Raw genomic sequence first — 25423 nt, 5'->3', positions numbered from 1 at the left:
TACCTCCTTACCGCTCACTCTTTTTCCTTCACCACAATGGTGATGTGGGAAGTTCTCTTTAACACCCGGAACGCTCTGCCGTGGGAGCTCGGACGGACCCTCTTCAGGATGGGGCCGGGAGTCACATAGCACTGGGAGACGTAAAGGCTGCTTTTATCCATGTTGAAATTGTTTTCAGCATTGGCAACTGCGGACTTCAGAAGTTTCTCCAGATCCTCGCAGGCAGCCTTAGGCGTATGCTTCAGGATAGCGGCGGCAAGGTCCACCGGCTTGTTGCGGATAAGATCCAGCACGAGGCCAACCTTGCGGGGAGAGATTCGGGTATAGTTCAGTGTTGCTTTCGCTTCCATGTTTACTCAGCTCTCCTTTCTTATTTGGTTGTCTTCGAGCCGGCGTGACCCTTAAAGGTACGCGTGGGGGCGAATTCGCCCAGCTTGTGCCCAACCATGTCCTCGGTGATGTACACCGGCACATGCTTGCGGCCGTCGTGAACTGCGATCGTGTGGCCGACGAAATCCGGGAAGATCATGGAGGCTCTGCTCCAGGTCTTGACGATCTTCTTCTCGCCTGCCTCGTTCATAGCCTGGATCCTTTTCAGCAGCACGGGCTGTACAAAAGGTCCCTTTTTCAAGCTTCTGCTCATATTCTTCTAAGCTCCTTTCCCGTGCGCCTTACTTGCCGTTTCTGCGCTTCACGATAAACTTATCGCTGCGGTTGTGTGTCTTGCGGGTCTTGTATCCCAGAGCAGGCTTGCCCCAAGGAGTGACAGGGCCCGGACGTCCGATGGGGCTCTTGCCCTCACCGCCGCCGTGCGGGTGATCGTTCGGGTTCATGACGGAACCTCTCACGGTGGGTCTCCAGCCCATATGGCGCTTGCGGCCGGCCTTGCCGATCTTCACGTTCTCATGATCGATGTTGCTGACCTGGCCGATGGAAGCCATGCAGTTTTCGGGAACGTTGCGCAGCTCGCCAGAGGGAAGCCTCAACAGCGCCATGCCGTTTTCCTTGGCCATCAGCTGCGCCATGATGCCGGCGGCTCTCGCCAGCTGCGCGCCCTTGCCGGGATACAGCTCTACGTTGTGGATAAAGGTACCCACGGGAATGTTCTTCAGGGGCAGGGCATTGCCGGGCTTGATGTCGGCAGCTGCGCCTGAGACCACCTTGTCCCCGGCCTTCAGGCCGTTGGGGGCGATGATATACTTCTTCTCGCCGTCTTCATACTGAACAAGCGCGATAAAAGCGGAACGGTTGGGATCGTACTCGATGCTCAGCACGGTTGCTTCCATGTCGTGCTTCTGCCGCTTGAAATCGATGATGCGGTACTTTTTGCGGTTGCCGCCGCCTCTGTGGCGAACGGTGATTCTGCCGTAGCTGTTGCGGCCCGCCTTCTTATCCAGAGGAGCCAGCAGGCTCTTTTCCGGTCCGTTTTTGGAAAGGCCCGTATAGTCCGTAACGGACATGTTGCGCCTTGCCGCCGACGTCGGCTTATAATTGATGATTGGCATATCGTTCACTCTCCTATATTGGCTTTGCGGGTAGCTGGCTGGCCATGGACCTTCTTGCTGTCAGCCGCGGGGTTAAGGCGCCCGACAGCAGGTCTCTGCTCAGCCTCCGAAGCTCCCATTCGTGCCCATCTTTGTGTGGGCTCTGGTGTTCTTCTTAAAGGTAAGCTTTACACCATGCTCTCAAAGAATTCTATCGTCTTGCTGCCTTCGGTCAGGGTGACAACGGCTTTCTTCCAGCTTCTGGTATAGCCCTCGTTCCTGCCCTGGCGGCGCAGGCGGCCCCTGACATGGAGGGTGTTCACTTTGCTGACCTTGACGCCGAACAGCTCTTCCACCGCTCTCGCGATGTCGATTTTGGTGGAATCCTTGCTGACTTCAAAGGTGTACTTCTTCTGGCTGGTTCCGTCCATCGTCTTTTCGGTGATGATCGGGCGGATGATGATGTCCTGTGCTGCCATTATGCATACACCTCCTCGATTTTGGCTACCGCATCCTTGACGACGATAAACTTATCGGCATTGAGGATGTCGTATACATTCAGGGTGTTGACCTGGGCGGTCTTCACGCCGGGAATATTCCTGGCGGAAGCGATGACCTTTTCATCCACCGTATCCAGTACGATGAGAGCCTTCCTCTCGCTGCCGACTGCCTTGAGCATGGCGGCGATGGCTTTGGTTTTGTACTCCTCGGAAGCGATCTGGTCGATCACGATCAACTCGTTGTCCTGAAGCTTGGAAGAGAGGGCGGACTTCATGGCCAGACGCCGTACCTTCTTGTTCAGGGTGTAACGGTAGCTTCTGGGCTTGGGCGCAAACACAATACCGCCATGGGTCCACTGGGGAGCTCTGGTCGAACCCTGACGGGCGCGGCCTGTACCCTTCTGTCTCCACGGCTTTCTGCCGCCGCCGGAAACTTCGGAACGGGTCAGAGCGGACTGAGTGCCCTGGCGCTGATTGGCAAGATAATTCTTAACCATGTCGTTCATAACCGAAACGTTGGGCTCAATACCGAACACGGCCTCAGAAAGCTCCTGCTTTCCGACTTCCTTGCCCTGCATGTTCAAAACTGCTACTGTAGGCATTCTAATTCCTCCTTCCCTTACGCTTTCACACTGTCGCGGATAATGACGATGCCGCCGTTGGGGCCGGGAACGGCGCCCTTAATGGCGATCAGGTTGTTCTCCGCATCCACTTTTGCAACGGTAAGATTCTGTACGGTGACGGTCTCGGCTCCCAGATGGCCGGCCATCTTCAGGCCCTTCCATACGCGGGAGGGGCTGGAGCAGGCGCCGCTGGAGCCGCCGTGACGGGCCACAGGACCCGAACCATGGGTCTCCTTGAGACGGTGGAAATTCCAGCGCTTGATCACGCCGGCATAGCCCTTGCCTTTGCTGCGGCCGGTCACATCCACACGCTCGCCCGCTTCAAACGTATCGGCCTTGATCAGGTCTCCCACGTTCAGGGCGCTGATGTCTTCCAGACGGAGCTCGCGGAGCGTCTTCTTCGGAGCGACGTCGCCCTTCTTGAAGTGGCCGGTGAGAGGCTTGGAAACGCGCTGGGGCTTCTGGTCGCCAAAGCCCACCTGTACCGCCTCATACCCATCGTTTTCGAGGGTCTTCTTCTGCGTTACCACGCAGGGACCTGCCTCGAGCACGGTGACGGGAATGACCTTTCCCTTGTCGTCGAAGATCTGCGTCATGCCGATCTTCTTACCGATGATTCCTTTTTTCATTTGTTTTTTCCTCCTGTAGGTTATTGGTTGGTCTCCCAACATGACCCTCCGATCTCGGTAGGTAGAAACCTTTCAGCGAAAGTTGCAGCTGCTTTTGCAAGCGGCTTTCCCTTACAGCTTGATTTCGATCTCTACGCCGGCGGGGAGTTCCAGGCCCATCAGGGCTTCCACAGTCTTGTTGCTGGGCCTGAGAATGTCGATCAGTCTCTTATGGGTTCTCAGTTCGAACTGCTCACGGCTGTCCTTATACTTATGAACGGCTCGCAGAATCGTGATGACCTGCTTTTCGGTGGGCAGCGGGACAGGTCCGGAAACCCGTGCGCCCGTGCGCTTTGCCGTTGCTACGATCTTCTCGGAGGATTGGTCCACCAGCTGATGATCGTACCCCTTAATTCTGATTCTGATCTTTTCTTTGACTGCCACGTAAATCGCCTCCTTAATTATTCGTTGGCGGGCTGGGTTTTTCCAACACTGTTCCGGGTGTTTCCACCCAAGACATCAAAAAACCGGAAATCCGCGCAGGCGGATTCCGGGGCAAGGACAAACCCATATCATCCTTTGAACGGCGCAACATCGGCCTGCTGAGGATTGCCCAGCGGTTCCAGCCATTCAAATTCCTTCGCCCGGTTTAAAATCGGACATACTCCACGGAAAAACCGGCCCTGCTGGGCCGCAACCTCCCGCTTCATCGCATATCTGTGCAGTCACGCTTGATTATAATACCATACCAGCTTTCGGAATGCAAGAAATAATTTAAAATTTTTCAGTTTTTTTCCGAATCTTTTTTAAAGGTATGTTTTTCAGATTCCGTTCGGTTTTCGCGGCCTTTCTACTTAAAAGCCCGTGCCACACGCCGCGCTGTCCCAAGGGGTCCTCACCGAACCTTGGGGGCTGTGGCAGTTTTCAGCTCTGCCAGAGCTACCGCTTTCCTGTTCTTGAGGAGTTCCTCAAAACTCCTCTCTTTCCATTCTTCCGCCTTTACAGGCAAAATATGCTCGAAGATACAGAGATTGCCCGCTGACTTTGCCAACCGGAACGCCTCCTCGCTTCGGAGGGTCCAGCTGACCTCCTGCATGCCGAACACTCTGCGGGCAGCCCGCAGGGAAATATTGTTCCGCCAATTGAAGTCATACGCCTCGAAATTAGGACGGGTGAGGAAATTCGTCATCAGATTGCGCCCGAAAAACGCCTGGGCGCCGCTCATCCCGTTTTTGCCCCGCTGCAGGTGCTCCATCAGCTGCCCCCGGATAATCCCAGGATGGTTCTGCCGGAACCACCGGACAATCCGCGGATCAAAGGACTCCACACAATAGAGCCCCTCATAGTTCTTCAGCTCCTCCATTGCAAGGATGCAAAGAGTGTTCACATCGTTATAGCCCTTGAGCTCCACGATCAAAGGGGTTTTCCCCTTCACCAGGGCAAGCACCTCTGCAAACAGGGGAATCCTTTCTTCTGTACCGAACAGGCGGTATCCTTTCAGCTCTTCATAGGTCATGTCGGAAATCAGCTTATCCACGCCGCAGGTACGAACAATGGAATGGTCATGATGTACCACCACACGGTTGTCCTTTGTCAGCTGTAAGTCCAGCTCCATGCCGAAGCCGCAGTCCGCAGCCAGACGGAACGCCAGCAGAGAGTTCTCCGGCACGCCGTTTTCCTTATGGTGCAGGCCGCGGTGGGCGTAATCATATTTCTTCAGCTCCGTAAAATCCGGCCTGCCAGCTACCTGGGGCGCTATCGCCCACAGCCAAAACAGCACACATGCCAGCAGAACCAGCGCCGCAACCCCCAAAAACACAAACAACATCCTTCCCGATATTCTTTTCTATAAATAGTATTCCAGACTGCAGCAGCTTCCCAAAGATCATTCGCCAGAGCCCTTGCCCGCTCAATGCCTGCGAAACTGCGTGGGCGTACACCCAAGCCCCTGCTTGAACACGCCGATAAAATAGCTCAGGCTGTTGAAACCCGTGTCCAGAGCGATATCCAGCACCTTTCTGTCCGTGCGGGTCAGCAGATCCATGGCCGCAGACAGCCTGACGCTGTTCATATACTGCACCGGAGTTTTGAAGGTGTATTTTTTAAACATCCTGCAGAAATGCCCGTCGCTCATGTGGCAGAGCTTCGCCAGCTCCTCGATGGAGATCTGCTTTTTATAGTTTTCCCTGATATAATCTATGGCAGCTTTGACCGCCTTGGAGGACGCCTTCTCCGCCTCCTCCACCCGGTTTTTCCCCGTCTCCGCCAGGCTTGCGAAAATTTCCAACAGCCTGGCCCTTACCCGCAGCTCATAGGAAACTTCCCGGTTTTGCAGCAGTTCCACCGCCTGGTCAAACATCTGCAGCAGGCTGCTGCTGCTCGCTACCCTGCGAACCTGGAGCCTTCCGTCCACCACCGGAGCCACATAGCGGATCCGGGCGATGTCGTTTTCATCCCCGCAAAGCATCTCAGGGCTGAACACAATGGCTGAATAGTCCATCTCCGCCCCGTCCAAGGGCCGGGCGGCGTGAAGCTCTCCGCTGTTGAAAAAGACCAGATCACCCTCCCGCGCTTCAAAATAATCGTTGCCGCACTGGATTTGAACCGTGCCCCGTTCCACCTTGAAGAGCTCCATTTCGTCATGCCAATGGCATTCCAGCTGCCAGAAGTTCTCATAGGGGGGTTGGATACGGTAGCAGCTCACCGGCAGGCCCACGTCTCCATGTTTTCTGTGTTCCTTTAACTCCCGGTATTCCAAGGACACACCCTCCTCCCGCAACAGCTTTCCGCCTATCGTTCAGCACCTAAAGGCTTCACATCCCAAAAGAGCTGTCCGACCTGGCAAGCCGGTCAAAATAGTGGAACCAATTGCCCGTTTTGCACAAGTAATTCTCCCGGCTCTCACGTACAATATAGATATACTATATATCATGGTACGGCTTTTTTCAACTGCCGGGCCCCGATATTTTTCGGCTTGCCTGCAAAAATCAGGAATCTGCAAACTGTTCCACCGGAAAAGAAAGGAAGGAAAGCAATGAAATTTACCAAAGGCTATTGGCTGAACCGTCCCGGCGTCGAGGCAGCAGACGCCGTCCAAATCCGCGAGGTAAAAATCGAAAAGAATCGCGTCTACCTGTACTCGGTTCCCTATCCGCAGGATGTCCGCGCTATGGGCGGACCTGTGCTGGAGATGTTCATCTCTTCTCCCAAGGCGGACATCATCCGCACACAGGCGTACCATTTTATGGGAAGCGCCAAAAAAGAGCCTCAATTCGAAATGGCAGTGGAGGACTATCCCCTGGATGTGACGGAGACAGAGGACGGGCTTTCTGTCAAGAGCGGCAAAACCGAACTGCGCATCACCAAGAATCCCTGCTCCTTTTCCTATTATTATGAAGGCAAAAAGCTCACCAAGATAGGCGACCGTTTCGGGCACGCCATGATCAGCACGATTTCCACCCCCGAGGGGCCCTTTATGCGCTGTCAGATGGATCTGGACCTGGGCGAAAAGGTTTACGGCCTGGGCGAGCGTTTCACCCCCTTCGTCAAAAACGGCCAGGTTGTGGATATGTGGAATGAGGACGGCGGCACCTGCTCCGAAATCTCCTACAAAAATATTCCCTTCTATATGACCAACAAGGGCTACGGTGTACTGGTGAATACCAGTGGGAAGGTATCCTATGAGATCTGCTCCGAGGTGGTCACCCGGGTGCAGTTCTCCGTACCCGGCGAGAAGCTGGATTTCATGGTAGTCGGCGGCGGAGACGGCAAGACTGTGCTGCAGAATTACACCGCTCTGACGGGCCGCCCTGCCCTGCCTCCAGCCTGGACCTTCGGCCTGTGGCTCACCACCTCCTTCACCACCAGCTATGACGAGAAGACGGTGACCAGCTTTGTGGACGGCATGGCGGAGCGCAGGATTCCCCTGCATGTGTTCCACTTCGACTGCTACTGGATGAAGGAAAATGAATGGTGCAACTTCGATTGGGACAAAGCCATGTTCGACGACGTGCCAGGCATGCTCTCCCGTATGAAGAACGATAAGAAGCTGAAAATCTGCGTGTGGATCAACTCCTACATCGGCCAGAAATCCCCTCTCTTTAAAGAAGCTGCGGAAAAGGGCTATCTCCTGAAACGTCCCAATGGAGACGTGTGGCAGTGGGATCTGTGGCAGGCAGGCATGGGTCTGGTAGACTTTACCAATCCCGATGCCTGGAAATGGTACCAGGATAAGCTTCGCGCCCTGCTGGATATGGGTGTGGACTGCTTCAAGACCGATTTCGGCGAGAGAATTCCCACCGACGTGGCGTACTACGACGGCAGCGATCCAGAGCTGATGCACAACTACTACACCTACCTGTACAACAAATGTGTGTTCGAGCTGCTGGAGGAATATAAAGGCAAGAACCAGGCCTGCCTGTTTGCCCGCAGCGCTACCGTGGGCGGTCAGAAATTCCCGGTCCATTGGGGCGGAGACTGCTCTTCCAACTATCTCTCCATGAGTGAATCCCTGCGTGCGGGCCTTTCCTTGTGCCTCTCCGGCTTCGGATTCTGGAGCCACGACATGAGCGGCTTTGAGGGCACCGCCCCCGCAGACGTATACATGCGCTGGGCGGCCTTCGGCCTGCTCTCCACCCACTCCCGCCTGCACGGTTCCAACTCCTACCGTGTGCCGTGGCTCTTCGGCGACCAGGCCGTGGATGTGGTGCGCAAGTTTACGAACCTGAAGTGCACCCTGATGCCCTATCTGTTCTCCAGCGCCGTCTATACCCACGAGACCGGCATTCCCACCATGCGTGCCATGGTGCTGGAATTCCCGGAGGATATTCCCTGTTCCGACCTGGACCGCCAGTATATGCTGGGCGAAAGCCTTCTGGTAGCCCCCGTGTTTACCGAGAGCGGCGACGTGGACTACTATCTGCCCGAGGGCACCTGGACCAATTTCCTTTCCAACAAGGTGGTCGAGGGCGGCAAATGGCAGCATGAGGTCCACGACTTTATGAGCCTGCCCCTGATGGCCCGGGAGAACTCTATCATCGCCGTGGGCGCTGACGACCAGAATGTGGAATACGAATTCGGCAGGGACCTGACCCTCCATGTGTTTGCTTTGAAGGACAGCGCCTGCGCTGACATCAAAGATATGTACGGAAACGATATGCTGAAAGTCTGTGCCGAAAACAAAGGCGGAAAGGTCACTTTCCGGTTTGACGGCACAGCGGAAAACCTTTCTATCCTGCTGCGCAATGTAGATGGTGTAAGCCGCCTTTCCGGCGCAGAAGCGGAAAAGACAGAGCTGGGCACCCTGCTCAAGGTCAACGCAGGCCTTGAGGATGTGAGTTTCACCCTGTAAGCCCCAGGATACTTTCCTGTGCAAAGCAAGAGAGCTGCCGGTCTAAAAGGATCGGCAGTTCCCTTGCTTCAGGCTTTTCTCTGCTCCCATACCTGGATCGGGAACATTTCCCTTTTCCGGTACTCAATCAGCTTCCGGGAGAGGTGCAGAACGCATCCTCTCTTTCAAAGTACGGTATATCAAAAAGGGAGCCTTTGCCGAAATTCAGCAAAGGCTCCCTTTTTATAAACTGTCTCACAGGCAGGCTCTCTGGGAGAGCAATTCAAACCGCTTACCAGCCCAGACCCTTGAGATACTCACGGCTCATCTGGATGGCTTCCATAGGCGTACGGCCGATGGACTGATCCTGTTCCACCACAACCCATTTGGCCCCAGCCTCCACAGACGCTTCCAGAATGGACGGAAAATCCTGATCTCCGCTTCCTACCGGCCGGAATTCAAAGGTTCCTGCGCTCTCTTCCTTCTTCACTTCCGTGCCGATCAGCTCGTACATGTTTCCGGGCTTTCCCTCTTTATGGAAATCCTTCAGATGAACCACAGGCGCCCTTCCGCTGTACTTCTTCACGTAGGCCGCAGGATCTTCCCCCGCCACCTTCACCCAACAGGTGTCAATCTCTGTCTGCAGCAGGTCTGCAGGAATCGTGTCATAGATATAATCCAGCGCATAACGGCCGTCGTCCATTTTCATAAACTCAAAATCGTGGTTGTGGTACAGGGTCTGAATGCCGTTTTCCTTGCACTTACGTCCGATTTCTGCAAACAGCTTCACATTGTCTTCAAATTTGGGCGTTCCAGGCCTGTCCTCCTCCATCAGATAGGGGATGGCAATATACTGTACGCCGATCTCCACATATTTCGCGATGGTTCCGTCCATATCGGCCACCAGTTCCTGGAACGGGACATGGGCGGAAAGGGCAACAAGGCCCGCGTCGGCAATGGCCGCCTTGATCTCTGCGGGCTCCAGGCCGTAAAGGCCTGCCAGTTCCACACCTTCATAACCCAGCGCCTTAATTTTCTGCATCGTTCCGCGGAAATCTTTCTCCGCATCGTCTCTTACGGAATAGACCTGCACTGCTACGGGCAACGTCTTCATGGGAATCTCCTCCAATTCTTACTGTTGATAAGAATATGATATATCAAATATTGCCAAAGGTCAAGCCGGTGTACTTGAAAAAAGCGGGCATTCTATGCTATGATAGCCAGAGCACGAGGGACAGGCTCTCTCCATCAGGGAAACTGCGCCTGTATCAACCTTGGGGAACGGAAGACCCTCTTTTGTTCCCGGTGTTTCGCCTCTGCCCTTTTGAACCCACAGAAAAGAGTTGTCGTTATGAGAAGAAGCCTTCGTTTTTATTTCGCTCTGTTTTTTGCCAAGGGGACTGCTATGGTCCTGAAGCTGATCGGCAGAAAGGGGACGTCTATGCCCGGATCCTGGGCGATCATCCTCTGTCCCGATTTTCTCGGGCGCATGCCCCGGCCGAAAACGGTTGTCGGCATCACCGGGACCAACGGCAAAACTACCGTGGCCAACATGGTGGAGGACGTATTGGAGGATTGCGGCTACGACTTCGTCTGCAACCGTTCCGGCACCAATGTAAATACCGGAGTTGCCTCCGCGCTCATTGCAAATTCCACTTTTTTCGGCAAGCCGAAAAAAGATTTGGCCATCTTCGAGCTGGATGAACGCAGTTCTCCGAAAATCCTTCCCTATCTCAAGCCCGACCTGCTGCTGTGCACCAACATCTTCCGAGATTCCTATAAAAGAAACGCCCACATGGAATTTATCCTCGACGTGCTGGAGCGTTACATTCCCGACCGGACCCGGCTGATTCTCAATGCGGACGACCTGCTCTGCTCCAGCCTCAAACCCCAGAACCGCCGTGTCTTTTTCGGGATTGACCGCATGCCGGAGGACGGGGAGGAATGCCAGAACATCGTTCAGGACATCCGCGTCTGCCCCCAGTGCGGCGCCAGGCTGGAATGGGAGTTTGTGCGCTACCACCACATCGGCAAGGCCCACTGCCCCTGCTGTGAATTTCAATCTCCGGAGGCGGATTACCGCGTCACCTCCACCCACCCGGAACAGGGCAAAATGACGGTGAAATACGGCGGCGAGGAACGGGATTATCCCATGCCCAATTCCAGCACCATCAATGTCTATAACTCCCTTTCCGCGGTGGCCTTTCTTTCAGAATTCGGACTATCCCCGGATCAGATCGCCGCATCCATGGAAAAGCTCTCTATCAGCGAAAGCAGGTATAAGGAAGAGGAGGCCGGAGGAAAAAAGGTCGTTCTTCACCTGGCAAAAGGACAAAATCCCATCGCCTGCTCCCGTGCCTTTGAAAACATCCGGAACTACCCCGGCCGTAAGGCGGTCATCCTGTTTTTGGACGACTATTTTGACGCGGCTCACTCCGTGGAGAATACCTCCTGGTACTACGACACTGACTTTGAGTTTTTAAACGACGCCGGCATTCCTCAGATCGTCGCGGCGGGCGCCCGTCATTGGGATGTCTGCGTGCGGCTGCTGATGGCCGGAATTCCGGAGAGCAAAATCGCACACGTGGAGGAGAATGAAAAGGCGGCTTCGCTGCTCAATCCCGCCCAAGTGGATTCTGTGTTCATCCTTTACGACGTCTACACCATAGGACTGGCCAACCGGGTCAAGGAACAGGTCAAGGCAGTTCTGAAAGACAGCGGCGGGGAAAACGGGAAAGAAGACGGTGGTCAAAATGAAGATTGAAATCCTATTCCCTGAATTTTGCAACCTGTTTGGGGATATGAGCAATATGTGGTACCTGCGGAAATGCCTGCCCGAGGCGGAATTCGTGGAAACCCCCTTCGAGGCGGAACCGGCCTTTGCCAGCGAGGACGTGGGCCTGATCTATCTGGGGCCTATGACGGAACGCACCCAGGAGCGTGTCATCGAAAAGCTCCGTCCGCTGAGCGACCGGATTTACGAACTCATCGAAAAGGGCGCCTGCTTTCTATTTACTGGGAATGCTCTGGAAATTCTCGGCGAATCTATTGAAAATGAGGATGGCAGTAAAATCAGCGGCTTGGGTATTTTTGACCTGCGTGCCAAGCGGGACATGATGCACCGCCACAACAGCACCTTCCTGGGCCGGTTCGACGGAGAAGAAGTCATGGGCTTTAAATCACAGTTCACTATGGCCTACACCGCCCCAGGTTATTATCCCTTTCTTCAAGTGACAAAGGGTACGGGGCTCAACAAGAAGCTGAAGACTGAGGGAATCCGCTATAAGAATTTTGTCGGAACCTATCTGCTGGGCCCAATTTTGATTTTGAACCCCTGCCTCACAAAGCGGCTTCTGTCCGATCTGGGCGTGCCGAATACACGGCTGGCCTTTGATTCCGAAATCAACGCCGCCTACCGGAAGCGCCTGAAGGACTTTCATGCAAAAACCTGAAAGTCCCGCATGAACCGTTGCTGTACGAAGCTTCCCACAGGACTTCCGTTACTTTCTCCACCTTTCGGTGTGCAGCTGTCCTCAAACAAAAGATTGCTATGGCTATAAGCCAAACAAAACATCCTGTTTTTCAAAAGAAAAGCAGGATGTTTTGTTTTTATTCAGGAGATGGGAATTTCCACAGCATTGATTGTAATGGAAAGAAGCTTATCGGGCTCAACCGGAAAATCTGCCTCCTTTCTGCCTGGGATACGGACCAGCGCTGCGAATTGTGACACAACGCCTGGATTTTCTCCCGCTGAAAAGCCAAGCTGCCCGGGAGGAGGGTTCCCCGGGCAGCTTGGCTTATTTACGCAGTGACTCCTGTCTTACAGCAAAGACTGATAGAGCGCTGTAAGCTCTTCCACGCTGGTGTCGCGGGGATTGCCGGGACGGCAGGCGTCGTCATAGGCGGACTGCGCCAGGAACGGGACATCCTCCGGCCTTACAATCTCCTTCAAATCGGCTGGAATTCCCACGTCCTGAGAAAGTTTGCGCACTGCATCCACAGCGGCCCGGCGGTACTCTTCCTGGGTCATATTGTCCACGCCGTCCACGCCCATGGCACGGGCGATTTCCCGGTACTTTTCACCGGTGGCCGGCGCATTGTACTCCATGACGGTGGGCAGGATAATGGCGTTGGCCACGCCGTGGGGCGTATCATACAGGGCGCCCAGAGGATGAGCCATGGAGTGTACGATGCCCAGGCCCACGTTGGAAAAGCCCATGCCGGCCACATACTGGCCCAGGGCCATCCCTTCCCGGCCCTCGGGCGCATTTTCCACCGCGCCCCGCAGGGAGCGGGCTATGATCTCAATGGCCTTCAGATGGAACATATCGGAAAGCTCCCAGGCGGCCTTGGTGATGTATCCCTCAATGGCATGGGTCAGCGCATCCATACCGGTGGCTGCAGTAAGCCCCCTGGGCATGCTGGACATCATGTCCGGATCCACCACGGCAACCACAGGGATATCATGCGGATCCACGCAAACCATCTTGCGGTTCTTCTCCGCGTCCGTGATCACATAGTTAATTGTGACTTCTGCGGCGGTACCTGCCGTGGTAGGCACTGCGATGATGGGCACTGAAGGGTTCTTGGTATCGGCAACGCCTTCCAGACTGCGCACGTCGGCAAATTCCGGATTCGCCGCAATGATGCCGATGGCCTTGGAGGTGTCCATGGAAGAACCACCGCCGATGGCGATCAGGCAGTCTGCCCCGGATTTCTCAAACGCCGCAACGCCCGTCTGCACATTTTCAATGGTGGGGTTTGCCTTGATGTTGGAATAGATCTCATAGGGAATGCCGGCGGCATCCAGCACATCCGTGACTTTCCCGGTAACGCCGAACTTCAGCAGGTCCGGGTCGGAGCAGACAAAGGCCCTGCAAAAGCCTCTATTTTTGATTTCGGATGCAATCTCCTGGATTGCTCCCTTGCCGTGATAGGATGTTTCATTGAGCACGAATCTGTTTGCCATGACAAAATGCCTCCTTGGAATAAACTGTTCCATAGTTCTTCTGTTAAAATTTTATCAAGTATCGTGAGATCAATCAAGAGGCAATTCCGGAGAATCGTCACTTTTTCCCTTTTCAAATCCTGTCCGCCTACCGTTAAGCCGCTCCGGACGCCAAAAACCTTCCTGCCGTTCAGAAAAATCTTCCCTCCGGTTTCCCAAGCCTCCATTGCCCGGGCCTTTTTCCCGTGGTATCATGGTTTTACCCAAAGGAGGGAACTTGTCATGGAACTAAAAATCGGAGAAAATATTTCCCGGTACCGCCGGGAACGGCATATGACGCAGGAACAGCTGGCCAGGTCGGTGGGCGTCTCTCCTCCGGCTGTCAGCAAATGGGAGACGGAAAGCTCCTATCCTGACGTGACCCTGCTCTCCCCCATTGCCCGTGCGCTGGGCATCACGGTGGATATTCTGCTCTCTTTTCAGGAGGAACTGACCGAAGAAGAGGTGGATTCCCTCTACAGGGAACTGCAGGGCCTGTTTGGCAGCCGGGGTTTTTCCGCCGGACAGCAGCGCTGTGAAGAACTGCTCCACGAATACCCCAACAGCGCCGGTTTAAAGCTTACCGTAGGGGGGTTGTACCAAACCATGCTGGGGACTCTGCCGTCCGAAGAGCTGACAGAGGAACGAGTGCAGGAAATCCTCCGGCTAGCCGCACAGCTCTACAGCCAGGTACGCGCCAGCGGGGATCCGCGTTACTTCGCCGCCGCCACCGTAGGGCTGGCTGCTTTCCGCCTTTCGGAAAACCGGCTGGAGGAAACCGAAGCGCTGCTGGACAGCCTCCCCAAGGTTGAAATTGATCCCAACGAGCTGTACCCTTCCCTCTATCTGGCGCAGGGAAAAAGCGAGCAGGCGGAAAAGCTTCTGGAAGCACATCTGTTTCAGCTTCTTCGTTCCGCCAGCCTGGCCCTGCACTCCCTGGCCTCTCTCTCCCAGGAAAGGGACGGGACGGACCGCGCCCTTTTCCTGTGCGGGCTCAGTCTTCGCCTCGCAGAACTGTTCGATCTGGAGGACGTTTCCGGAGAATTGGAATATTCCGCCGTCCTGCTGATGAAACAGGGAAGAACCCGTGAGGCGGTGGACCGGTTGGAGCAGTACGCGGAAAAGCTGGCTTTTCGCACCGACTACAGCAGCCACCCCATTTTTCCCCATCTGTCCTTTCGTACGTCTCCGGAAAAGCTGGACTCCTCCAGGAGGATGGCGGCCAAGGCGCTGGAGCTGACGCCCGCCTTTGAACCCCTTCAAAAAGAACCCCGATTCCGGGATATTCTGGAAAAACTGGCGCCTTCGTCAGCCCTTTAGGGCATTCGTCCGGATTTCAAAAGCCCGTTCCATGAACCGGCTGCCTGGATTTATGCTGTGCCGGGGCTTTTCTGCCGCCCAGCCAGCCGCGGTAAGCGCCTACTCAATCACCTTCTCCAGGAAAATGCGTTCCCGGAATACGCCGCGGCTCTCCGCCTTGTTCCGGCAGGTGCGTTGGATTTCCCCGTCTGTCCAGCCTTCCAGATTGGCCAGCGCCTCCAGCACCTCCAAAATATCGCTGAGTTCATCCAGGCTGCTCTCCTCCAAAAATTCCTCTACCTCTTCCCGGAGCTTGCAGCCCAGGCATTCCCGGAATTCCTCGTCCTCCAGCGTACGGATAACCGGCGTCTCCCCGCTTTCCCGGATGATGTCGGGAATGTTGTCCCGTACCAGCTTATTGTACACACGTTCCTTCATGGCGGTCCCCTCCAAAAAAGGCTTTTATGATATGGTTGCAGGAACATAGGTGATTCCGGCACAGACAAAGCGTTCCGTCAGCTCCCCAAACCTCTCGCCGCCCCATTCCCAGGCAGGCTCTTCCGGCGAAAGCGGATGCTTATCCGAGGCCAGCAGCAGCACCGTGTTTTTCTTCCCATAATAGTTGCAGACATTCACAAAGGCAGAGGCCTCCATATCCACGCCCACACAGCCCATCTCCCGCCACAGGGTTTCCTTAAAATAGGTCTGGCGGAACACGGCGTCCGTAGTGACGGTATTCGCCCTCCTGACGGCAAGGCCCCTCGCTGAAAAGAAAGCGGTCAGCCGCTCAGCGTCCTCTGAGCTGTTCACTTTTGCAAAACCTGGATTCTGCACATAGTGCCGGGACGCCCCTTCCTCACTCCAAATCTTCTCGGGGAGCAGCACATCTCCCACCTGAATTCCTTCCCCGAACACCCCGCAAAGGCCAATGAGCAGGAATTCCTCCACACCCATGGCGCAAAGGGTTTCCACCGTGCAGGTAATCTGGGGGCTTCCATAGCCGCCATGGACATAGCAGACCTGGTCCTGCCCCCGCAGCCCCAACACCTTGGAATGAGAGATGAAGCCCGGCAGGGTCTCTAAAAGCTGTTCTGTGGAGAAATTCGCCTCCAGGATGGGCAGGCCCTTCCCCATACAAAAGACCACCGCTTTCGGCGGAAGCTTCCGCCATCCGTCGCTTCCATATTTACTGACAATCTGCCGGGCGGCAGTGATGACCGGTTCCGTCTTATCCTCGGGATAATACCATAATGCCCTCTGATCCGCTTCCATGATTCCCTCCTTATCTCCGCCGCTCAGCATTTTTCCGCTATGGAAAGGAGCAGCCTTTCCGTATCCTTCCAGCCCAGGCAGGGGTCTGTGATGGATTTTCCATACACCCGCCGGCAGTCGATCTCCTGGTTGCCCTCTTCCAGATAGCTCTCTATCATCACGCCCTTGACAAGGGCCTTCACCTCCGGATTATAGTTCCGGCTGTGGAGCACCTCGCTGACAATGCGGATCTGCTCCCTGTACTTTTTGTTGGAATTGGAGTGGTTCGCATCCACGATTGCCGCGGGATTCTCCAGCTCCCGCTTCCCGTATAACTCCCAAAGCCGCATGAGATCCTCATAATGATAATTGGGCACGCAGATGCCGTATTTATCCACACCGCCCCGCAGAATGGTATGGGCCAGAGGGTTTCCGCTGGTGGTCACATCGCAGCCCCGGTACAGAAAAGTGTGGGAGGCCTGGGCCGCCTGGACGGAGTTGAGCATCACGGAAAGGTCGCCGCTGGTTGGATTCTTCATGCCTACGGGGATGTCCATCCCGCTGGCGGTCAGCCGGTGCTGCTGGTTTTCCACGGAGCGTGCGCCCACCGCCTCATAGGACAGCAGGTCATCCAGATAGCTCCGGTTCTCCGGATACAGCATCTCATCGGCAGAGGTCAGCCCGCATTCCTCCATCACCCGGATGTGCATTTTCCGGATTGCGATGATACCGCCCAGCAGATCGGGCGCCTTATCCGGGGAGGGCTGATGCAGCATGCCCTTGTAGCCCTCTCCCGTGGTGCGGGGCTTGTTGGTGTACACCCGGGGGATGAGCACCAGCTTCTCCTTCACCCGTTCCTGAATTCCGGCGAGCTTTGTCACGTAGTCCAGAACCGCATCCTCCAGATCGGCAGAGCAGGGGCCCACAATCACCAGAAACTTGTGGGATTCCCCCTCGAACACCTCACGGATTTCCCGGTCCCTTGCCGCCTTGAGCGCCTTCACCCCCGGGGACAGGGGATACTCTGCCTTAAGTTCGGACGGCAGGGGCAGCTGGCGGTTTATCGTCATCGACATCCTGAATCTCCTTCTTTCTGTACGGAATTGTTTAATCCTCCCTGTCCCGGTTGGCCGCCAGCAGCCGTTCGATGCCCTCGTCCGTATAGGAGAGCAGCTTACCGTAGCGCCAGGCGATCTCCCGCCGCTTTTCCGGGGTATAGGCCCCCGTCTCTCTGGCTTTTCTTTTTTCCTCCTTCAGGGCAAGGTATTCCTGCAGAACAGCGTCTTCCTGATAGAAGATCACGTTGAACCTGTCTTTATTCAGGGCTGCAGGGAACAGGTCGGTGAGAAAACCCTCATCCTCACAGTACAGTTTTACGCCATATTCCTCACACAGCTTCCGAAACTCCGGCAGAAAGCCGTCCCGCTCCTCCCGGCTGTCGCAGGGATGGGCCAGGGCGATTTTTTTTACTCCCGCACGCACCATTTCACAGAAACAGTCTGCCGCGCCCAATTTGTAGGAAAAACTGTCGATAGATTTCATGCCTAGCCTCCGGTTCTTTTTTCTTTATCATAGCAAGTTTTCTTTCCAATTGCAAACGCTCCTTTCCCCGAACCTCCCTCCCGTGCAGGCTTTTCCTGCTTGAAAACGGAAAAACCGCCGGCCAAGGATATCCTTGGCCGGCGGCGGTTCAAATTCAATTCTATGGGGAAGCAAGCCGAGAACTGCACTACAAAGTGTTTTACGAAGGGTTCACTGCCCGCCGTATCTATTGCAAAAATCAGTTACCCATGACGCTCAAACACTTAATATTGGTTTTGCTTTCTTTTTTTCTACACAAATGAAGAATAAAGCGAAAGATGAGGTTTGGAGCCCGAAAGGGTTTCCAAACCTCGTTCCTTTTTTCGCTCGTTTTGCAACGTAACCTTGTCGCGAGGAATGGGTCAACGGTTACGAGGGAAGTACAACCGGCGGATCGCTTAATTCTCTCCAGTCTCCGCTCAACTGACCACACTTTTGAAGGCTGGTCTTATTTGTGATATTGGCTGCACTTACACTTGAATTTGTATTTACCCTGCCGACAAAAGCGCCCCATGTTCTCTCCGAACTACCTCCATATTCAATCCATTTCACTGTGCTGTCAATGGTACAGCCGCTGATAGCTAAGTTTGCTGCATCACCGCCGTCAATTCTGCCTATATCACCAATTAAACCGCCCCCTGTTGAAGCTCCGATTGTACAGCCTTTCACCGTTACGCCGGTGATTCTCACATTACCTTTTTCAACTCTCTGTGCCACGGCACCAGAAGCCCAGTATCCTGTCACCTCATTTTCTATAATGAGATTCATCACGCTGGCCTCTTCGGCAAGCACATCAAAAAGTCCCGTATTCGTTTTAAAATTGCGGATAGTATGATTTTGACCATCGATCTGCCCTGTGAATGGCTGCTCTGTGCCATTGCCAATCCGAGTGATCGTTTCATTTTGCAGATCCAAATCCGCGCCAAGCTTGTAGTTTCCGGACAAATTGTCCCATATCGCAGCCCATTGCGAATGTGAGTAAATCGCATCTGTCTTCCACACAGGTGTCAAGATAACCGTCTCACCCTGGTTTTCTGTCAAATTCATAAAAGTAGTTCCAATATTCCCCTTACTGGTCGTAAATCCGGTAAGACCAGTAATATTGGTAATGCTGACCGATTGGTCATAGCTTACGGTCATGCCACTGCCGCCAAATTTTTGGTACAGATCCGCACGGCCATCGGCATTCTTACTTACCGTGTCGGCCAGTTTGAGGGTATAGGTGATCGGTTTCCAGTTGGCCTTGTATTCCTTGTTTCCGGTATTGCCCTTTACGATGGTAACCTCCGTTTGTGCCGTGGTCCCGTTGCTTCCCGTCCAGCCGGTAAAATTGTACCCCTCTTTCTTAGGCTGTGGAAGTGTAAAGGTTTCAGTTTCCACGGTATAGCTGGCCGGGGGATTTTCCAGAGGAGTGCCGCCGTCGACATTATAGCTGATAGTATAGGGAACCGTATTCCACTGTGCGGTAAGGCTCATGTTTCCCGTGCTGCCCTTGGGGATAGTGGTGACCGTTTTAGACGTACTCGTATTCATCCAGCCTGCGAAGGTGTAGCCGGTCCTTGTGGGATTTTTGAGCGTGATGCTGTCGCTCTCCACCGTGTAAGCGGTGGGGTTGCTGTCCGAGCCGCTCAACGCTCCTTGATTCAAGTTGTAGGTAATGGTATACGTAACCGGCGTCCATTTGGCATACAGGGTAATACTTTGTGCTGGCATCGTGGCGAAGGTGTACGGCGTAGTTAAACTGCTGTCACTGTACCACTTGTCAAAGGTATAGTGGCTGCGTGTGGGTTCGGGCGCGGTAACAGGCGTACCATAATCCTGCGTGATAGCATCCACCGAGAGCTCACTGTTGGACACAAAGGTGATCGTGTACTGGTTGACCGTCCACTTCGCCCAAAATTCCTTATCGCCCGTCTCATCTGTGATGCTGACATCTAAATTGGGATCTGTCAGCGCCGAACTCGTACACCAGCCGGCAAAAGTATTGCCGGTTTTGGTAGGCGCAGGAAGTGTGAAGCTGTCTGTAACGATGTAAGTGGTCTTCTCTCCCGTTAAGCTTCCCTCATTCAGATAATAGGTGATAGCGTAGTCCACCGCTTTCCATTTGGCATACAGAGTGATGTTCTGCGCGGGCATGGCTCCGAATATGTACTTGGCCTCAAGCGTCTCGTCGCTGTACCATCCCTCGAAGGTATAGCCTCTGTATGTTGGGGCCGAGGGCTGGCTGACTGGGGTGGCATAGTCCTGCGTAATAGAACTCACAGAGCTTCCGCCCTTGGCGTCAAAGCTGATGGTATATTGGTTGATCTTCCACCGTGCAGAGAAGCTCTGGTCTTCAGCAGGCATTGCAGAGATCGCTGTTTTATCCCAGCCGTCGAAGGTATAGCCGGTTTTGTTCGGGCTGGGCACGGTGATGGGCGCTCCGTACTTCGTGGTACCGTATGTATATTCGTTGGAGGCCGTGCCGCCGTTCAGCTCCCAGGTAAGGTTATAGCTGTTGCGTGTGTACTCGAACCTGATGGTCAAGTCTTTCTTGATCGTTACTTCCTGTGTCCCGGGCTCTGTGAATCCCTCATATTCCTTTGAGGGCCTCACCGTAATGCTCGAATCGAACTCGCCTGTCAGGGTTTCTCTCTCTACAAAATCCTGACTGCCAGCCAAACTCTCTTTATAGTACTCTACGGTATAAGCATATTCCGTTTCGGCGAGCCATACTGCCTCCAGTGTGATATTTTTCCCAGGCATCACACCGTTAAAGTCGCTGCCTTCCAGCTGCCAACCGCCGAAGTTATACCCTTCCTTTGTCGGCTCTTGGGGAAAGACGACCATTTTTCCGTAACGATAGGTCTGCTGGTTGTCATAGGATATCCCATCCACGGAATAGTCTACCGTGAAGCTGTTCCTGTCATAGTACAGCTTCAGCACCAGCGAACCATCGCCAGCGATAGTTCCAGAGGCAAGATAGCCGCCCGCCGACGGATTGAGGGTGAAAAATTCGTATTTATCTTCGTCTGCAAAGCTTTCCGTCTTTGTGTCGGTGGTTCCCTGCAGGGATTGCGTGTCCCCCGCCACCAATGTATAACCGTCATCATCAACGTTCTGCTGATAGTATTCCACGGTATAAACGGTGTCTCTCCGCGCCTCCCACTTGGCGTAAATATCCATATCCGCCGTGGGTATGGTAGCGGAGGAGAGAAGCGGCGTCATGCACTGTTCGTCTGTGTACCAGCCCATGAAATCGTAGCCCGTACGGATAACATTGGCGGGTGCGGTGATCGTGCTGCCGTATATGCTCTTTTGTGTGTAGGCGTCTTCGGTGGTGCCGCCGTTGAAGTGCCAGGTCAGCACATGTTCATTGCGGATGTAGTAGAGCTTGACGACCAGCGAGCCGTCCGCCAGGATATCGGCGGTGGAAACGGTCTTCCCCTCCACAGTGGCATGGTCGTACGAGATACCGCCGGGAACGAGGAAGCTCTCATCATACAGAGCCGAAAGCGTCAACGTGCCGTTCGTTGCACCTATTTGATTGACGACCGGTTTCAGCTCGTAACTTGTTCCGTCTGGCCGCTGGACATAATGCTCCACCCGGTAGGGGGTATCGTCGGATGGAGTCCAGCTTGCGGTAACGGTGAGATCCTCCGCGGGCATGGTTTGGGGCAGCCCCGTCCCCCATCCGCCAAAGGTATATCCCGCTGTGGCAAAGCCCGGGGCGAGGATGGCGGCCTCGTATTTGAAGGTGCTGGTAACGTCTTCAATGTCCGAAATACCCGATTGAAACGTGACGGTATAACTCTTCCGCGGGTAATAGTACCGCACCAGGGCGCTGCCGTCCGGCAGGATCTGCACGTTCTGCGCCGCAGGTGAATCGAAGCCGGTGTAGGTTTTGACTGTGGGCGTCACCGTGGTTTCGGTGGTGCCCTGCAGCGGTTCGCTCTCCGCCAGGGCATAAGCGCCGTTCAGCTCCTGCTTGTAATGCTCCACGGTGTACTTCGTGTCCGTGGCGGGCGTCCACTTGGCGTAGACCTGCACATCCTCGTTGGGCATGGTAGCAGGAATGGTGTACGCTGTCTGCAGCTGATCATCCTGATACCATCCTCCGAACACATAGCCCAGCCGGGTGGGATTTGAAGGCGCGGTCACCGCCGCCCCGTAGGCCTTGGTGATCATCCCCACGGCGCTGCCGCCGTTGGAATTGAAGGCGATATAGTAGCCATCCTTCAGGTTATCCCAGTGCAGGCTGATGGTGCGCTTGATGGGCGCAGAGGAGAAAGCCAGCGGCTGGCCCTTCCAGGTGATGATCATTTCGCCGTCCTGCCTGGGCTGGTCGCCGGGATTCACGGTCACAATGCCGTCCTGATACGTGAACGCGGGATTTGTTATGGTGATGGTAAAATCATCGGCGGAATATGTCCGGCTTGTGACTCTGCCGGTTTTCAGATCCATGCCGTCCATGCTGAATATGCTGTCCGGCAGGCTGTAAGTGGTATAATACTTTTTCAGCGCCACCTTGGGCGCTTCCGACTGGGCATAGCTGAAGCCTGTCACGTTTTGCTGCGTGCCCGCCGACCACAGCGGCCATTCGTTGTCGTACAGCGTCGGATGATAGGAATACCGGCCGCCGATAGCCGAGGCGGTGAAGGTGATCTCCAGATAGGCCCCCACTTCCAGCAGCAGGGCGCCCGCCGCGCCCTTGTCCGTCCCTGCAGACGCGGTATGTACCAGCCTGTAGTAGAAATAGCCCCACAGCTTGACGTAAGCGCCCGCCTCGGCGGTCACCGCCACATAGGCCACGCTTTTTGTGATCAGGCTGAGGCTGATCTCCGCCCGTATCCCGGCTTTCAGGCCCAGCGTGCCCATGACGTAGAATTCGAATTCGTAACGCTCCTCCACCAGGTCAATGGTATCGCTGGTAACCGTGCCGGAGAACAGCTTGATGTTGTAAACATAGCGTTTGGCGTTCTCATACTCGAATTTGCAGCCCAGCGAAATGTTCACGTCGGCGCTCACCACGAAATCCACGGAAAACTCCACCGTGAAAATCAGCGCCACGTTGAACCGCTGGTTGAAAATCGGCTGTGTGAACAGGTCCACCCACTCAGTTTGCGTATTCAGCATTTCCTGGTAGCGTTTCTGGAGAGCGGCGGACATGCTGCTGTCCCCGCCCTGTTCCAGCAGCGTCTTCATCTGCTCGCTGATATCCTCGGTCTTATCGCCGGAAGTGACGGTGGCCTTCACCTCAATGCCGGTATAGTCGTACAGGTCGGCGGAAACAGCGGCGTGATAGTCGCTGATATAGGGAAATATTTTCCATTTCCACTTCCAATCCGCGCCGCCCGAGACGTTGACCGCGATGCGCACTTCCTGCTGGAAGGTTCCCATCACGTTCATCACGATCTCCCCGCCGGCCGGGCTGGTGACCGTAATTTCGATTCCCACGGTGAGCTCCGCACGCACGCCGGAAAGCCCCTTAAAATGCTGAAGTTTTGTGCCGATGGAAGCATTCACGCTTTTTTTCGTAATTTCGACCTTCCAATTTTCTCCGTTCGCCCCGCGGAGCAGGCCGTTTTGCCGCAGCGGCAGGCCCTCGCCGCCGGTCACGGAGAAGGCGGTCATGGAAAGGTCGGAGTCAAATTCTGAAAAGGAATCGGTCTGCAGCGCCGTGTCGGCGAGGAATTGGCTGGCTTCCTCCACAAAGCCGCTGTTCTCCGCCTGCCGGGCGATGCTGTTTTCCAGCTCGGTTCGGTCCACGTCCTCCAACAGCGCCTCGCCGCTGATGTTATCGGTCTCGTACACGTCCATTGCGGCCAGGACCTCTTCCTCTTCGACCTCCTCATACCCAATCACATAGTTGCCGTTTTCCTCTGTTCCCACAGAAGTAATCCGTCCATAGCCTGTCACTTCAGAGCTGCTTTCCCCATTTCCGGACTCCTCCTCAAAGTCTCCGGAATAGAACGCGATATAGTCGCCCACGTCGATCGTCGTCTGGGAATCCAGACCCATTTCTGCATACCGATCGTCCGTATAGGTCATTACGGATTTCCCGACGGTAATGGAGTCATTGTTTGGCTCACCGTCCAGATCCGCGTCCTCCGGCACGGGCAGTACATCCGGGGTGAAGAGCACGTCGTCCACCTCGGCGCTCTCATAGCTGCAGGCGCCGCTCTCTATCTTCGTAATCTTCACATAGGAGATGGCTGCGTTTTTCTCCGGGTTGGCATCCGCGTCATCCAGCGCATTGGTCTGCCCGTCAGGTTTGCGCCGGTCAGGGTGCATGCCTTCGTACACCGCCACCGTATCGCCCTCCTTGAGGGTCTCGCCGCCCGAATACTGGAAGGTTCCGGTGATCTTTTTCTTGATCGCCTCGGTGGTGCCGTCTTCGTTTTTGCCCACGGTCAGCAGCGCCGCGTCCAGGCTTTCCACGCTTTCGCCGTCCTCGGTGACATCGGAAATATTTCCCGCGGGTATGTATTTGAGACCTTCGGAAAGGACAAGGTCCATGGCCTCGTCTTCCCGCTTGACCGTAAAGTTGTACTCCCGGACGGACGCGGGCTGACCGTCGAAAGTAAGATCGTCATCGTTCAGGGTGAGCTTGTAGGCAGAACCGGGTTCAAATCCGCTTTTATCCGCGCTCGAAATGGTAAAACTCCCGTTCTCGCCCTTAACAGTAACAATATCTCCCTCGGTATCCGTGCTCAGGTTTTTGGCCGTGATGAGGGCTTTGACCGCCTCCGCACTCTGGCTCTCCGCACTTTTGACCGCGATCGTGAAGCCCGGCTCCACATCCATAGCCGCGGTAAAACGGGCCGAGCCGTTCTCCTGGATCTCTCCGGCCTTCTCATACTTGGCATACAGGGTCAGCGAACCAGTCAGCCTGTCGCTGCTCGCCACCGCCTGGTTCAATTCCTCATCATAATACCAGCCCAGGAAAATCTCTCCCGCCTTGTAGGGCGAGGGAAGATTGCCCAGCGCGGTGCCGCTTGGCAGGCTCTGAGGAGAAAGTTCGCTTCCTCCCTTGGTCTCAAAGGTAACGGCATAATAGGTTGTGCTTCCGCCCTCCGACGGATGTCCGGGCCGGGGAATCCCCGCCTCCGTATAGTAAGCGTCCACCGCGTCGTCCGCACGCACGCAGAAGGCCGCGCATTCCGCACGTGTGGCGTTTGCGGCCGGATTCACCTTTCCGTTCTCATCCCCCTGAAGCAGTCCTGCCCTCCACAGGACAAGGATGGTTTCCTTTGCCCAAACGGATACGGCGGCCAAATCCTTAGGTTCCGTTCCGCCGGCAGATTCCTTCAGCTGGATGCCCGCAGCCGTCGCCCAGCGCAGCAGCATCGCCGCCATCTGCTCACGGGTCACAGCGTCGTTGGGGCCGAACTTGCCGCCTCCGTAGCCCTGGGCCACCTTATTTTCCGAAGCCCACACCACATAGGGTGCATACCAGCTTCCGGCTGTCACATCACTGTAACCTCCGTTCCCACTGTAAAGGCTTGTATCCACCCCCGCCATACGGCCGACCACTGTAACAAACATGGCCCGGCTCATTGTACCGCTGGGGTCAAACCGGTCTTCCCCAACCCCTCCAAACAGCTTCTTCTCCACGGCCTGAACCACGTAGCCATAGAACCAATCCTCTCCGGATACATCTGTGAATCCGGAACTTTCCGCGGCCTCTCCCGTCTCCTTCTGGGCTGCCATCGCCGCGGTGGGCGCCATTGTGATTACCATCACAACGGACAGCAGCAATGAGAGTATTCTTCGTTTCAT

Annotated in this window: 20 protein-coding genes; 4 read left to right on the top strand and 16 right to left on the bottom strand. The window is 55.1% G+C overall.

Annotation, left to right across the window (positions count from 1 at the left end):
- Positions 1-14 precede the first annotated feature (14 nt).
- The 9 genes from rplV to BN3911_RS04145 all read right to left on the bottom strand — a co-directional run bounded on the left by rplV (position 15) and on the right by BN3911_RS04145 (position 5973).
- Entirely contained in the window at positions 15-350 is a 336-nt protein-coding gene (gene rplV / locus BN3911_RS04185; protein ID WP_066861771.1) for a 50S ribosomal protein L22, read from the bottom strand.
- A gap of 20 nt (positions 351-370) precedes the next feature.
- Complete coding sequence (gene rpsS / locus BN3911_RS04180; protein WP_066861768.1) at positions 371-643, bottom strand: 30S ribosomal protein S19; 273 nt, start codon at positions 641-643, stop codon at positions 371-373.
- A 28-nt stretch (positions 644-671) separates the two neighbouring features.
- Positions 672-1505 carry a 50S ribosomal protein L2 gene (gene rplB / locus BN3911_RS04175; protein WP_066861765.1) on the bottom strand — a complete coding sequence of 278 codons (834 nt, stop codon included), beginning with the start codon at positions 1503-1505 and terminating at the stop codon, positions 672-674.
- A 167-nt stretch (positions 1506-1672) separates the two neighbouring features.
- Positions 1673-1963 (bottom strand): 50S ribosomal protein L23, encoded by a 291-nt coding sequence (rplW, locus tag BN3911_RS04170; protein WP_066861761.1) that lies wholly within the window; start codon positions 1961-1963, stop codon positions 1673-1675.
- The gene (gene rplD / locus BN3911_RS04165; protein WP_066861758.1) at positions 1963-2586 is read right to left on the bottom strand and encodes a 50S ribosomal protein L4; all 624 of its coding nucleotides are present in this window, start codon (positions 2584-2586) and stop codon (positions 1963-1965) included. Before rplD ends, rplW begins: the two co-directional genes overlap by 1 nt.
- Positions 2587-2603: 17 nt before the next feature.
- Complete coding sequence (gene rplC / locus BN3911_RS04160; protein ID WP_066861756.1) at positions 2604-3236, bottom strand: 50S ribosomal protein L3; 633 nt, start codon at positions 3234-3236, stop codon at positions 2604-2606.
- A gap of 111 nt (positions 3237-3347) precedes the next feature.
- A complete protein-coding gene (gene rpsJ, locus BN3911_RS04155) occupies positions 3348-3659 on the bottom strand; it encodes a 30S ribosomal protein S10 (RefSeq protein WP_066861752.1) in 312 nt (103 codons plus the stop codon).
- 451 nt (positions 3660-4110) lie between these two features.
- On the bottom strand, positions 4111-5043 hold the full coding sequence (locus BN3911_RS04150) for a glycerophosphodiester phosphodiesterase family protein (RefSeq protein WP_066861749.1): 933 nt from the start codon (positions 5041-5043) through the stop codon (positions 4111-4113).
- An 81-nt stretch (positions 5044-5124) separates the two neighbouring features.
- Positions 5125-5973, bottom strand: a complete 849-nt coding sequence (locus BN3911_RS04145; RefSeq protein WP_066861747.1) for a helix-turn-helix transcriptional regulator — start codon at positions 5971-5973, stop codon at positions 5125-5127.
- Between the two features lie 276 nt (positions 5974-6249).
- On the opposite strand from BN3911_RS04145, the gene yicI reads away from it, so the two are divergent.
- Positions 6250-8565 (top strand): alpha-xylosidase, encoded by a 2316-nt coding sequence (yicI, locus tag BN3911_RS04140; protein ID WP_066861744.1) that lies wholly within the window; start codon positions 6250-6252, stop codon positions 8563-8565.
- Between the two features lie 271 nt (positions 8566-8836).
- Here yicI and BN3911_RS04135 read toward each other — a convergent pair whose 3' ends face one another.
- A complete protein-coding gene (locus BN3911_RS04135) occupies positions 8837-9658 on the bottom strand; it encodes a sugar phosphate isomerase/epimerase family protein (protein ID WP_066861741.1) in 822 nt (273 codons plus the stop codon).
- Between the two features lie 237 nt (positions 9659-9895).
- Between BN3911_RS04135 and BN3911_RS04130 the strand changes: the two genes are divergently transcribed.
- Together BN3911_RS04130 and BN3911_RS04125 are read left to right on the top strand one after the other, a co-directional pair.
- Positions 9896-11308 carry a Mur ligase family protein gene (locus tag BN3911_RS04130; protein WP_066861739.1) on the top strand — a complete coding sequence of 471 codons (1413 nt, stop codon included), beginning with the start codon at positions 9896-9898 and terminating at the stop codon, positions 11306-11308.
- The gene (locus BN3911_RS04125) at positions 11298-11996 is read left to right on the top strand and encodes a hypothetical protein (RefSeq protein WP_066861736.1); all 699 of its coding nucleotides are present in this window, start codon (positions 11298-11300) and stop codon (positions 11994-11996) included. The genes BN3911_RS04130 and BN3911_RS04125 overlap by 11 nt, the downstream gene beginning before the upstream one ends.
- Before the next feature lie 368 nt (positions 11997-12364).
- On the opposite strand, the gene fucO is transcribed toward BN3911_RS04125, so the two are convergent.
- Entirely contained in the window at positions 12365-13513 is a 1149-nt protein-coding gene (gene fucO / locus BN3911_RS04115; protein WP_066861730.1) for a lactaldehyde reductase, read from the bottom strand.
- A 261-nt stretch (positions 13514-13774) separates the two neighbouring features.
- Here fucO and BN3911_RS04110 point away from each other — a divergent pair, with 261 nt between their 5' ends.
- A complete protein-coding gene (locus BN3911_RS04110; RefSeq protein WP_066861728.1) occupies positions 13775-14851 on the top strand; it encodes a helix-turn-helix transcriptional regulator in 1077 nt (358 codons plus the stop codon).
- 99 nt (positions 14852-14950) lie between these two features.
- On the opposite strand, the gene BN3911_RS04105 is transcribed toward BN3911_RS04110, so the two are convergent.
- From BN3911_RS04105 to BN3911_RS04085, 5 genes are all read right to left on the bottom strand, one after another.
- Complete coding sequence (locus BN3911_RS04105) at positions 14951-15268, bottom strand: nucleoside triphosphate pyrophosphohydrolase (RefSeq protein ID WP_066861725.1); 318 nt, start codon at positions 15266-15268, stop codon at positions 14951-14953.
- Positions 15269-15292: 24 nt separating this feature from the next.
- On the bottom strand, positions 15293-16102 hold the full coding sequence (locus BN3911_RS04100; RefSeq protein ID WP_187127678.1) for a phosphorylase family protein: 810 nt from the start codon (positions 16100-16102) through the stop codon (positions 15293-15295).
- A gap of 23 nt (positions 16103-16125) precedes the next feature.
- Positions 16126-17157: a 3-deoxy-7-phosphoheptulonate synthase gene (locus BN3911_RS04095; protein WP_066861719.1), complete on the bottom strand. Its 1032-nt coding sequence runs from the start codon at positions 17155-17157 to the stop codon at positions 16126-16128.
- Between the two features lie 31 nt (positions 17158-17188).
- Entirely contained in the window at positions 17189-17623 is a 435-nt protein-coding gene (locus tag BN3911_RS04090; protein WP_066861716.1) for a hypothetical protein, read from the bottom strand.
- A gap of 408 nt (positions 17624-18031) precedes the next feature.
- The gene (locus BN3911_RS04085) at positions 18032-25423 is read right to left on the bottom strand and encodes an InlB B-repeat-containing protein (RefSeq protein WP_082942066.1); all 7392 of its coding nucleotides are present in this window, start codon (positions 25421-25423) and stop codon (positions 18032-18034) included.

This window comes from Neglectibacter timonensis (genome assembly GCF_900048895.1).
GTDB lineage: Bacteria > Bacillota > Clostridia > Oscillospirales > Acutalibacteraceae > Acutalibacter > Acutalibacter timonensis.
Note: the sequence above shows the minus strand (reverse complement) of the source record. Positions and strands in the feature narration are given on the sequence as shown.